Genomic DNA, 14,045 nt, shown 5'->3' with positions numbered 1-14,045 from the left:
CTCCTCCTACATCCAATCCAAAATCTGAATCTTGTTTTTTTCAGTCCAAACGCCGACATCCCCTGTCGGATAAAGGTATTCGCCTGTTTGATGTTTGAATGGATGCGGAATTTTATGCGTCTCCATCCAATCGGCAAGCTCCCCGCAAAGTGCTTTGATATTCTTCGCGCCGATAAAAATATCTCCAGAAAATCCTACCGGCATGAGCTGATGCTCTTCGCTTAGCACAAATATTTCCGTCTCACAGGAAGGATCGTGCACACCTGAGTAGACCTCTTCTTGATCTGGGTACAGCACGCTGACTTGTGCGTTTTTCGACCAATCGGTGATCATCCGCTCTTTTTCTTCATTTGTCACCATCGTGAAATCAGAGAGTGGTGTCTCCACTTGTTCTGTCATGGCTTCAAGTGTGTGGATCAGCTGCTGCATCAGCGATTGTATTTGTTTTTCTGTATATTGATTGAAGCGGTATGTGACTCGAAGCTCCAGCGTATCTCCTGGGACAGCCACAAGGGTCAGGTCATAGTTTGTTTCTTCATGACTTGCAATGTCTAATATCCGTACACCATACGGCTCTACAGATTCAATCGGATAGTTTTCAAACACGACAATGCTGTTAAACAATGATTCTCCATTCGGGATTTTGGTCATCTGCTGAATATCTGGCAGTACGGTATACTCAAATTCTCGCATGTGAAAAACCGTTTCCTGCGTCTGTGCCAGCAGCTCGGCAATGGTCCTGTCTGGTGTGATCGGCAAACGGAGCGGCAAGGTGTTAATAAAGAGCCCTGTCATGCTTTCAACCTCTGGTAAGTCCGCCGGCCGCCCAGATACTGTGACACCGAACACGACATCCTCTGAGCCTGAATGAAGGTGCAAGAGCAGCCCCCATGCCGCCTGAATCAGTGTGCTCATCGTGACCTTCTGTGTGCCTGTCATCCTCTCCAGCTTCTGCTGCATTTCAGGCGTCAGTTTGATACTAAATTGATCAATACCTGCTCCTTCATTCGAAGTCTGCTCTCCGTCCCCAGGAAGTGGTGTGGCTTCCTCCACTCCTGACATATAATGTTTCCAGAACTCTTGCGCCCTCTCTTGATCCTGCTTTTGCAGCCATTCGATAAAATCTTTATACGGACGTACAACAGGAAGGTTTATCTCTCGTTCATCCACAAGAGAGCGATACATTGAAAAGGATTCCTCAATCAAGCCGAACAGGCTCCAGCCATCGATTAAAATATGATGAAAGCTAAAAACAAACGTGCATGTTTTCTCGTCACGATGGAATAAAGCGATACGAATGAGCGGTTCAGCCGCATCCTCTAATTCGAAATCCTTTGAACGATCGGATTGTAAATAACGCTCAATGGTTTTCTTCTGATCCGTTTCACTCAGGTGGCGCACATCGTGCTGAGTGAGGTGAATGCTTCCTTCTGATTGAATCAATTGGACAGGCTCCTTTAGCCCCTCCCAAGCAAATCTTGTCCGCAAAATCGAATGACGTTCTACAAGCAGATTCCATGCTTTTTCATAGGCTTCGCCGTCCGTTAAGCCTTCGAGCGTCATATGCACCTGACCAAAATAAGCCTGTGACGCTTGATCTAACAGTGCATGAAACAGCATCCCTTGCTGCATCGGAGATAGTGGATACACATCCACCACATGATCTGGAAGCTCATCTATTTGCTTTTGCGTCAGCTGGACCATTGGAAAATCAGATGGCGTAAAGCCGCCTTTTGTCTCTATACAATGCGTCAGAATGTCCTCCATTTTTTCTTTGAACCGTTCAGGTAAATGACGCACCTCTTCATGCTGAAGCAGTTCACGATTGATCATAAAATTCATCTGAAGCTGACCACTGACAACGTATCCGTACACATCGATTAAATGCTGTCTTTCTGCTTTTGGATCATGTACATGTCCATTTCGTTCATCTGCTAAATACAGATTTGCCTCACCATCTATTTGATCTAACTGTCCAAGGTAATTAAAGCTCATCTGCGGCGCTGCCGTTTTGAGTAAGCGAGATGCTGTCATGTATTGAAGCAAGCCATAGCCGATCCCCTTTTGCGGCACAGCTCTTAAGGTTTCTTTGACATCTTTGATTTGTCTCTCCACATCGGTTTGAATAAAAGGAATAAAAATAGGATAAGAGCTTGTAAACCAGCCGACTGTCCGTGACAAATCCATCTGTTCAAATAAATCCTCGCGTCCGTGCCCTTCTAACGTGATCAATATTGGCTTTCCAACAGCTTGCGCAAGTCCTGATAAAAGTAAATCGTTGACCTCAGTTCGGTACGCTTGTGATGCGTGCCTTAGTAAAATGTCTGTTTGATCCTTCGTCAATTGAACAGTCAGGATCTCTGCATGTTCTTCTATATTGAAAAGCGCAGGTGTTTGAAAAGGAGAACCTTCTTCCTCTTGATCCATGATCTTTTGCCAAAAAGGAACCTGCTCTTGTAATTGATCGGTTTGTGCATATTCATAGAGTGCATCTGCCCACTGCTGATAGGAAGCGGTTTTCTTTGCAAGCGCGATCTCCTGCCGTGCCGCAAGCTGCTTCAATCCATTTAATAAATCCTCCTGTATGATGCGCCACGATATTCCATCCATCACAAGATGGTGGGCTGCGATAAAGAGTTCAGACGTACGATCACTTGTCTGAAAAAGAATGGCTTTGATCACTTCTCCCCGCTCTAATGACAATGTTCCTTGACAAGCGCTTGTCTCCAAACGAATTTGCTCTAGCGCTTCCTCATGAGAAACATCCGTCAAATCAAAGAATGTGACACAAGGGATGATGCCAGGCGCACGAATGGTTTGAATCCATGTGCCGTCTGCTGCTTTTGTATAAATGGCTCTCAGCATATCGTGATGGTCGACAAGCTTTGAGAGAACCTGTGACAACTGTTCGGCTTGTACGGATAGCTTGAATTCAATATGCGCTGATAGATTCCAATAATCTTGGTTTGTCATCGATTGCTCAAGGAACCAAGATTGGATTGGAAGCAGACGAGCTTCTCCTGTAACAGGCGATTGATCATAGGACACAGACACATCCGCTCTTTTCATAGCGCGTGCCAGCTGTGAAATGGTCTGTTTTTCAAATACATCTCTTGGCTGAATGATGTAGCCTTCCTGTGCTAGGCGTGCCACCATCTGTATGACAATAATGGAATCTCCGCCTAGTTCAAAGTAGTTATCATGTACATCAATTGAAGGAGTGCCAAGAAGCTGAGTCCACACTTTTTCCAGCACTCGTTCTTCCTCACTGAGTGCCTTATCTGCTGGTTTGTCTGCTTCTTCCTGTCTCCACTCTGGCGGCGGGAGACGCTTTTGGTCTACCTTGCCGTTTGGCGTGAGCGGCAGTTCCTCTAGCTCTATGAATAGACTTGGTACCATATAATCTGGCAGCATGTCTTTCAAGGCGCCGCGAATGTCTTGCTGGGTCCATGCACCTTTTTGGACAAAGTAACCGATGAGGCGCTTATGACCACTCTCGTGCTGAAGCGGAATGACCGCACATTCTATGATGTCTTCAACACTCAGCATAGCGGCTTCAATTTCTCCGCATTCGACGCGGTGTCCGCGTATTTTCACTTGATGATCCATTCTTCCAAGGCAGTCGATGATGCCATTTGGGAGCCAGCGGCCCATATCGCCTGTTTTATATAAACGCGCTCCTTTTTGGAAAGGATGCGGGATAAATGATTGCGATGTTTTTTCTTCATCTCCAAGGTAACCGAGTGCCAGCCCTGTTCCGCCAACGTAGATCTCTCCAATAACACCCTGCGGAACCGGCTGCAGCTGGTCGTCTAATACATAGGCTTGTGAATAAGCAATTGGCTGACCGATAGGAACTGTCGCCTGCCCTTCGTCTAATGAGCGAATGTGATGCACACAGGAGAACGTCGTATTCTCAGTTGGTCCATAGCCGTTTAAAAGCCCTTCAGGTAAATACGGCAGTGCCTTGCGGATATGAGCAGCTGAGAGCGCATCACCACCAACCAATAATGCATCGAATCCAGATAAGGCTTCAGGATGTTCCTCTGTTAACCGGTTGAACAGCGGCACCGTCAGAAATCCTGTTGTGATCTTGTATGATGTCAGCGTGTCAGCCAGCGTATCCATTGATAAAATCGTATCTCGATCGGTCAGGATCAGCCTTCCCCCATTTAGCAGGGCTCCCCATATTTCATACGTAAAGGCATCAAAGGAGAAGCTGGCGATTTGTAAAATACGCGTATGTTCATCAAGGGTGACATAATCTGTTTCACAGACAAGCCGGATGACTGCTTGATGCGGGATCAAAACCCCTTTTGGCTGTCCAGTTGATCCTGACGTGTAATTGATATAAGCGAGTCCATCAGGTTTTAGGGCAGCAGGTATGAGTTCTGCTTCTGATAAAAACTCTTCATATCCCTCATCAAGACAAATGAGTTCGGTTTGGCTGATGGACACCTTTTTGAGCCATTCATTTTTTGTCAGTAACAGCTTAATACCTGTATCCCTCAGCATATAATCAATCCGTGTATCTGGATATTCAGGATCAATTGGCACGTAGGCGCCTCCTGCTTTCACAATCGCCAGCACCCCAAGAATCATTTGAGGCGACCTGTCGATGAGCAGCCCTACTGGTTCATGCGGCGTCACACCTCGCTGTTGCAGAGAAGCAGCAAGCCGGTCGACTTTCTCTTGTAACACACGATACGTCCACTGCTCTTCCCCGAATTCGAGAGCAATCGCATCGGGTGACTTTCTCACCTGCGCTTCAAACCGTTCCGTGATGAGAAGCGGGCCTGCAGGCTGATTGGTTTTACCGCTCCATTCATAGAGCAGCTGATGCTTTTCTTTCTCTGGCAGGTAATTCATTTGTCTGATCGGCTGTGCTGGATTTTCACAAATACACGCAAGCAGATGCTCGTAGTACCGAAGGAACCGATCCATCGTGTCGTCAGAAAATAAGTCCACATCATACTCCAGTTTTAATTGAAGACCCTCCGCCCCTTCAAAAACAAACAGGGATAGATCAAATTTGGCGGTATCGTTATCTTCAATGGCTAAAACGGATGTCGCCTCCCCCATCGGAGAAGCTTCAAGCGGTAGGTTTTGCAGAACGAACATGACCTGAAACAGCGGCTGCTTGCCAGCCTCACGTACAATATTCAGCTCATCTACGACCATCTCAAACGGCACATCCTGATGCGCATAGGCGCCCATTGTTGTTTCTTTCACCCGCTCTAATAGTTCAGTGAAAGCAGGATTCCCGCTATGATCGATCCGAAGTGCCAGCGTATTTACGAAAAATCCGATGAGATGCTCCATCTCCGTCCGATTTCTCCCAGCAATGACTGATCCAATCACAAACTCATCCTGTGAAGACAATCGATGCAGCAAGGTAGAAAAGGCAGTCAGTAACGTCATATAAAGGGTGCTGTCTGTCTTTTTAGAAAGGGCAGCCAGCTGCTCAGATAGCGACTTCGACAAGTGGTATTTTTTCGTTTTTCCCTTGTAGGATTGAACGGCTGGCCGCGGGTAGTCATACGGCAAAACCAAATCTTCTACAGGAACCGCAAATTGCTCCTTCCAATAGGAAAGCTGCTTATGCAGCGTCTCTCCAGTCAAATACTTCTTCTGCCATAGTGCGTAATCCGCATATTGAATTGGCAGCGGCGAAAGATCAGGCGCTCTCTTGTCAATCATCGCTGTATACCACTCAGACAGCTCTCTTGCGGCAATCCCAACCGACCAGCCATCTGACACAATGTGATGAATGGACATCAGCAGCAAATGATCTGTTTCCGACAGCCGAATCAGTTTCACTCGAAAGAGCGGATCATGTTCTAAGCGGAAAGGTGTGCCCGCCTCTCTTTTTGCCCATTCAGCCGCTTTTTGTTCTTTTTCTTTCTGTGCTGTCAGATCTGATAGATCCACCACTTCAAGCTCTGGAAGAGTCATATGCTCATGTATGATCTGCACTGGTTCATCGCCGCTCATGGTAAAGGAAGTTCTGAGCGATTCATGCCTTTGCACCATTTGCTGCAGACTCCTCTGAAGCACCTTCACATCTAAAGGTCCATTCATCCGAAAGGAAATTGTATTATTATAAAATGGCAGATCGGGCTGTAATTGATAGAGAAACCACTGCCTTTGCTGGGCATAAGACATCGGAATCTCCTGACCCTTTTCCATTTTCCGCATCGGAACCGCTTCATCCACTTTTGCATGCGAATCGATCCATTCCGCTAATTCCCCAAGTCTCGTATGCTCAAAAAGAACAGCGAGCGGCACGTCAAATCCCATTCTTTGTCTCACCGCAGACAGCATTTGCGTTGCCTTGAGCGAATGACCCCCGAGTAGAAAGAAATGATCACCGCAGCTGACATTTGAGACATCAAGCAGCTCGGACCAAATGTTTGCCAAAAGTTTCTCCGTCTCCGTTTGAGGCGCTCTGTCCTCTGCCTCCTGTCCACTTTCCTCAATGAATGCTTTGAAATACGCTTCATCCGGCATGCCATCCTCTGATTCTTTCCAGTATTCCTCAGGAAATAGATGTACGGAATATTCACCAGATAGATGAGACTGCAAACACGTATAAATGGACTGATACAGCCGTTCTTCAATAGCCTTTGTTTTGTCGGTTTTAAAAAAGACATACATGGCTTGCTCTGTTTGCCTCTCCGCTTGGCTCATTTCTTGAATGTCCTGCTTTGACCGATCTAATCCCATATAAATGAGAGGTGCATCTGTCATCAAACATGCCAGCATTGTCTGGAAGCCCGCCCGCTTTGGAATCGGAAGATAGCCTCTTTCTTTTAACATGCCTTTGATCATCGAACCCTCGCTCATGCCGACCTCATCCCACATGCTAAAGCTAAAGCAATACGGCTTCACTGTAGATGTCAGCCTTTGATAATGAGCAAATTGTTCAACGAACTCATTGGCAGCGCAATAAGCGCCGACGGTCATCCCGCCCTTTAACGTTCGTGCTGACGAGCTAGATAGAAATAAGACGTTCTGCCGTTTAGAAGCCGCTTCATGAAGCGCAATCGTGCCATATACCTTCGCTTCGTACATCGCATGTAAGGACGCAGACGTCATGTCAGCAAGCAGCTCCTCTTGAATGATGCCAGCGAAATGAATCACGCCATGCAGCCTTTTTCCTTGAGCCGCCTCTTGTCTTGAGATGAGCGCTTCAATGTCTTTTGCGTCCGTCATGTCCACTTCTTCATAAAAAACTGTGCCGCCATGGTCTTTCGCTTGTTTCTCAAGTGAGGTCAAAACGTCTTGCTGCTCCGCAGATAAAGCCTTTCGTGCTTTTCTTCCAAGCAGCACAAGATGCGCTTGATAGGACGTCAGAAGGTGTTCACTCAGCATCCGCCCAATGCCGCCAAGCCCTCCTGTCATCACGTAAAGCCCAGATGATTCAAATGGCGGTTTCTTCCTCTTTTGATCTTTTTCCAGATGCAGCGGTGATAAAAGAGGAATATAACGAACACCTTCACGGTAAGCAGCGATATGATGGCTTGTGTCATGTGTAAGCTCTGTCATGATCGCTGATGCATGAGAACGGTCAGCCGGTTCTGTTAGAGAAAAATCAAGACATCGCACCTTGATAAACGGCCATTCATGCTGTACAGCTGTCATCAATCCTGTTGTCGTTGCTTTTTCCACATGATGCGTTTGATCTTCTGGCAAATTCATCGCATGAGCTGAGACAAAGGTGATCTCTACAGGTTCCTCATAGGTGGCAATCGCTTTTGTTACATATAATGCACTCATGCTGCCAGTTTTCTGCGCTTCCTTCGCCATTGCCGCTTGAAGTGTGTCTTCCTTGTTTGTGTAGTTCCAAAGGTGAATGATTTGTTTCACCGAAACGCCATACGAACGGAGCGTCTCAAAGAGTTGTTCGTAGTCTGACGGCCGATTCGGGTGGATGATGAAGTGAGTATGTGTGAGTTGTGTGAATGCTTGACCCGGTTCAACCGTAATATAGGTTTGTTCATTGTTTGAGAGGGATCTCAATTGATCTGCCAGCCCTAATGCATCTGCAAAGATCACCATGTCCCCTGCTGTTTGCTTTTCAGTTTCATGAAGCGGAGCAGGTGTCCACTTCTTTTGATAACTCCAATCAGGCAAGGTGTGTTCATTTTCAAGTCTGATGTCCAGTTCCTTGATGATTTCGTCGAATTCACCTTCCTGCCACCTTGTCTTGAGCTGTGCCCTTTCTATTTTTCCAGAGCTTGTTTTCGGAAAGGCATGCTTCTGGACAGGGATAACCTTTGATGCAGACAGACCCATTTTTGTCGCAATATGGGTTTTAATATGCTGGCTAGCCCTCATGATATAAGCAGGCTCATACAGCTTCGGTGTAAAAAAGAGAATCAGTTCATCGGATGCAGATGCCTCCATCCGAACGGAGCAAGCAGCCACAAAGCTCGTTTCTACGCCTGGTACTTCCTCTGCCATGGCTTCAATCTCATAGTTGTGATAATTTTTCCCGTTGATGATGATCATATCTTTTTCTCTACCGGTTAATGTCAGCCTTCCTTCGTGCAGAAAACCTAAATCACCCGTGTGAAACCAGCCCTCTGTTTGAAAAACCTCTTGATTCGCTTCGTCATTCTTGTAATAGCCCTTCATTGTCGTCGGCCCTTTGATTTGCACGCTGCCAATATGATCTTCGGGAAGAAGCTCATGCTGATGGTTGACGATACGAATCGTGATACCCGGAATCGGTTTCCCCAGCTCTGTAAAGCTGACGGTTCCTGTCTCACGTGCCTCCGCTGGTCTTAGCTGCTCTGTCAGCGACGTTTCCTCAAAGGTCAGAACCCCGCTGTTTTCATCTCCCCGCTCAATCGCAAAAGAGAAGACAACGGCTGATGAGATTTCAGACATGCCGAAAGCCGGTCTGATGACGTCTCCCTTTAAGCCGTGCGGAGCGAGCAGGTGTAAAAACCGGTGAATTGTCTTCGGTACGACCGCTTCTGCCCCATTGATCATACACGTCATGGCAGAAAGATCCCAAGATCCTGAAGAAATGTCTTTCTCATAATCATTGATCATCGCAAATGCGAAGTTAGGTGCCCACGTCTTCGTTGCACGATAGCGTTCCATCCAGTCAAGCCAGCGCAGCGGCTGAGCGATGAAGTCATCTGTCCTTGCCCGAATCTGTTCACAGCCTGTGTACACATTGACAAGGTGGAACATCACAATGCCGCCAATATGATCTAATGGCATCCAGTCTAACGAGACATCCTCTTGTGTAAACTGATTGGCTGCCACTGTCCCTTTGACATTCGCCAGCACACTTCTATGAGAATGCTCTACGCATTTAGGCATCCCCGTACTTCCAGACGTTAAGATAAAAAAGACTGAATCATCAGGCGTGACTGGATGTGCTTCTAGATCTCTTTCTAAAGTGAGCATCGGTTCAACGGCTGCCACACGTAATTGATCTGTATGCCACAGTAAAGCTAAGCCTTGCACCTCATCAATCAGCGAGTCATCCGTGAGAATGAGCGGGTGTTCCAGCAGGTTCCAAGCGTGATGAAGCTTCTTCACTGAGGCATTCATTTCCCGATAGGTCGGGGCTGCCGATACAAGTGTTGGGACAAATCCGCCTAACACACATGCCCAAAAGGCCGTGACCATCGCATGATTCGATGAAAATTGAAAGAAGACAGGATCACCTGGCTCAAGCCCTAGTGCCCTTAAACCCGTCAGAACCCGTTCGGCATCCTCCTTTAACTGTGCGTAGGATTGCGTGAGTTCATTTTCACTATTGATGATATAAGTCAGCCCGTTTGTCGTTTTGGCTGCCTCAGTTAGAGCGTCCTGCAAGGTTTGAGCTCCTGCACTAACATCTATATCCCCCCCATAGGAAATGGCTGGGGGCATGTCCGCTAAAATAGGCGAAGCCATTTGCGTCTGTATCCATTCAACTGCGGCCTCCTGCTCCATGTGATGGTCGAGAAATAAATGAGAGAGGTGATATGGCCGAGGTCGAATGGTTTTTTCACGAGAAAAAACAGCGAAGCGTTCGATTTCGTTGGTTTGTAAAATGGTTTTCTGTACATCTTGTAAAATCGTATCCATTGATTCATGTACATTCGATTGATTGATGGTTGATGGTTTCATATGAGTTCCTTTCCTTTTTTGTCAGGCAGGGCTGCCAGTGTGCACCCCTGCCTAATCTAAAGTTTACAAGACTGCTTCTCTATTTTTATGATGGACTATCTTTTGGATCAGCTGTGCATTTTGAGCGGCACATTCTTTGTTTTTGAACATGTCAGCGTGCTGACCATAGCCTTGATATTGTCGATAAGCGCCGGTCGTCGCAGCTTCCCAATTTTCCATCCAGTCTGGTATCGCAATTTGCTCTTCGGATTGGATGAAGTCAATGTCTGCTTGTATCTCTCCTTGGTTCACCCCCTTAACAAAAGTTTCATAGTAGGCTCTCGTTTTTTGAGCCAGCGCGTCTTGGATGAGCTCCGCTTGGGCAAGTTCACTTTGCTGCGACTGATGGACGATCGCTGCTATATCGTCATCAATGGATCGTCCTTCTAAATCACTTTCTCCTATTTTCTTATAGGAATCGATCATGATGACCTTTTCGACGGTCCGCCCTGCTTGTTCGAGCGATTGAACAAGCTCAAAGGCTAGGTAGCACCCGCCAGAGTATCCCATCAAAGTCAGCGGTCCTTCAGGCTGAAGGTGCTGGATATGCTGAACATATTGCGAAATTCGATGATCGGCTTCAATAAAGTCAAAGGCGATCAAACGAACACCATCAAGCGTTTTTGCGGCTTCCTGATAAATAAAGCCATAGCCTGGTAATGGCGGGAGAGCAAAGACTGTTGGCGTTTGAGATTCATTGAACACAAGATAGCCTGCGGCTTCCTGATCCTGCTGTTGAATATAACGGCTGATTGCTTCAATGGTAGGCGTCTCAAACAGCAAATGAATGGGCACCTGAACATCGAATTCCTTCGACACCTTGGATAAAAGCGACATCGCTTTTAATGAATGCCCGCCAAGCTCAAAGAAATGGTCATCTGTGCTGATATCATCTCTTTCAAGCACTTCCCTCCACATCACAAGCAACTTTTGTTCTACCTCATTTACTGGAAGCTTCACATGGCGGTTTCCTTGAGGCGCCTCTGGCTTTGGCAGCTGACGTTTATCAACCTTTCCATTTGGCGTAAGCGGCATTTTCTCAAGTCTGATCAGCTCATGAGGCTGCATGTAAGCCGGAAGTTTTTCCTTCAGCCCTGACTTGATCACATCGAGTTTGTCCTTCCACTCCTCCTCACACGTCATATAGGCGAGCAGCCTTGTATGCTGCGTGTTATGCTGATCAGCTATAAGGGCAGCTTGCTTTACGCCTGGATGCATGAGAAGGTGGGCTTCAATTTCTGTCAGCTCAATTCGATGACCGCGAATTTTCACCTGGTCATCCACTCTGGCTGCATACTCAATCAAACCGTCTGCTCGAAAATAGGCCAAGTCTCCCGTACGATACAGCCTTTCTCCCGCAGCAAATGGATGGGCGATAAAGGCTTGTTTTGTCAGATCAGGACGATTCAAATACCCCTTCGCAAGCCCTTTTCCGCTCAGGCATAGTTCTCCGACCATTCCAATCGGCTGAAGCTGTCCGTGCGGGCTCAATATATAAGCACCCGTCTGGTTGAGCGGCTTTCCGATTGGAATCGAACGCGTCTCTACCGGCAGAGCCTCATCTACTGGATAATAGGTGGCGAAGACCGTTGATTCGGTTGGACCGTAGACATTGATCAGTCTGTCTTTCCCCATGACATCAAAGGCTTTCCTCACATGCTGTACCGATGCCCGCTCTCCTCCGAACAGCACCTTGCGCACACTGCGCATCCAGTCGGTTTCTTCATCAACGAGGAGATTAAATAATGCCGTCGGAACAAACATGACAGAAATGTTTTCCCTTTTAATCAACCCCGTCAGCTCGCCCATGTTTAAAATGGTCTCTTTTTTCGGCAAGACAAGCTTTGCTCCGTTTAAAAGTGCGCCATATACATCAAATGTAAAGCCATCAAATACGCTGTTGGATAGTGACAGCAGTGTATCTGTTTCTGAAATGGTTAAGTAGTTCGTATTTTTGACCACCCGGGCAATATTGGAATGGGTCGTCATGATGCCTTTTGGCTGACCTGTTGTACCAGATGTATACATGATGTAAGCCGTATCGTGTAAGCCTGCTTCTAGCAGAAGATTCTCTGAGCTCATCAGTGAAATTTCCTGATCATCCGCAAACAGATACGTACCATCAAACGCAAGTGCCTTCGCCTGACCGATAAAGGATGAGTGAGTCAGAAGATGCGTTGCCCCGCTGTCTTTAAGCATGTATTGAATGCGGCTTTCTGGATAATCGGGATCAATTGGCACATAGATTGCGCCTGCTTTTAAGACAGCCAGCAGGCTGACAATAAGTTTAGGCGTGCGGTCGGCTAAAATGGCGATGACCGTTTGATGCGTGACCCCATTTTTTTGCAAATGCCTTGCCAATCGATTGGCTTGTTCATTCAGCTCCGCATATGTCATCGTGTGCTCACCTGCTGATAATGCCACTGCATTCGGCTGTTTGCGGACATTATGCTCAAACCATTTCGACAAATACAGCTGGTCATGCTCAAGCTCAGGCGCATTCCATTCCTCAAGAATCAGCTGCTTTTCCTGTTTCGTGACGAGTGTAAGTGTATGAACCGATTGATCAGGATGCTTGATCGCCTCGCTCATCAATAGACTCAGCTGCTCCTTTAACCGGTGGACAAATTGAGGATCAAATGCTTTTTGGTTAAAGGCCAGCTTCAATTGCAATTGTTCTCCTGGTGATGCCAGCAAATTGAGATCATAGTTCGATTTTTCATACACATTCATGTTTTCCACAGTAAACCCTAATCGCGCCTCTTGCTCGTCCTTCTTTGCGGCTGGGACGTTTTCAAACACGACAATATGATCAATGAGTGGCTGCTGACCTGTCTTTGCCTGAATATCATAAATCGGAATATATTGGTGCGGCTCGGCTGCAAGAGACTGCTGCTGAGTCTCTGATAGAAGAGAACGGAATGTCATGTCATCTGTCAGCTGAATTCTTCTTGGGATGACATTGATGAACAAGCCAACCATTCTGTCAACACCAGCCAAATCTGCCGGACGTCCCGACACAACCGTGCCAAACAACACATCATTTGAACGCTGATATCTGCTCAACAGAATTGACCACACCGATTGAAGCACGCTGCTTAACGTGGCATTTTGCTGCAACGCTAACTCTGATAAAGCAGCCGTTTCTTCTTTGCTCATCGACCATTCCATTTCGCCTAATTCATGTTCATTCGTTTGTTTTCTCTGTTCTTTAAAGGTTGATTGTCCATCAAACCCGGCTAATGATTGCTGCCAATATTGAAGTGATGCTTGTTTATCTTGTTTTTCCAGCCATTGAATATATTCTTTGTATGGTTTAACCGGTTCCAGCTTGTAAGGGACGTCATGCAAAAGTGCATGATAAATTGCAAATAACTCCTGCACCACAAGCCCAAAGCACCAGCCATCAAGGAGGATATGGTGATAGCTCCATATCCAGCGATAGCTGGCAGGACCCGTTTGGAAAACGGATGCCCGCATGAGAGAATCCTTCGAGAGATCAAATCCTCTCAGCTGATCCTGTTGTTTAAATGTCTCAATACGTACAAGCTGTTCGTCTTCAGAAAGATCCTGCATGTCCACCACATCAAGCGTAAAAGGGCGTTTCTTCAGCACAACTTGGACAGGGCGCTTCACTTTTTCGTGGAGAAATACGGTACGAAAAATATCGTACCGTTCCACGATGACATTCATGCTTTTCTCAAGTAAGTCATGACGCAGTGTGCCCTTTACGTTCATATCCATTTGCTCTACATAAAAGCCCTTTTCTTGATGATGGAGGGTATGAAACAGCATTCCTTCTTGCATCGGTGACAGATAATACATGTCTTGAACTTGATCCCTTTTAAATGAACTCATCTATTTCATCC

The 14,045-nt window shown here is 46.6% G+C and carries 2 protein-coding genes; both read right to left on the bottom strand.

Annotated features, from left to right (window positions below; all coding sequences use genetic code 11):
* Positions 1–6: 6 nt before the first annotated feature.
* Complete coding sequence (locus C6347_RS13395; protein ID WP_106071730.1) at positions 7–10,137, bottom strand: non-ribosomal peptide synthetase; 10,131 nt, start codon at positions 10,135–10,137, stop codon at positions 7–9.
* A 63-nt stretch (positions 10,138–10,200) separates the two neighbouring features.
* On the bottom strand, positions 10,201–14,034 hold the full coding sequence (locus tag C6347_RS13390) for a non-ribosomal peptide synthetase (RefSeq protein ID WP_106071729.1): 3,834 nt from the start codon (positions 14,032–14,034) through the stop codon (positions 10,201–10,203).
* Between the last annotated feature and the right edge of the window lie 11 nt (positions 14,035–14,045).

This window comes from Bacillus sp. NMTD17, assembly GCF_002998735.1.
GTDB lineage: Bacteria > Bacillota > Bacilli > Bacillales > Bacillaceae > Bacillus.
Note: the sequence above shows the minus strand (reverse complement) of the source record. Positions and strands in the feature narration are given on the sequence as shown.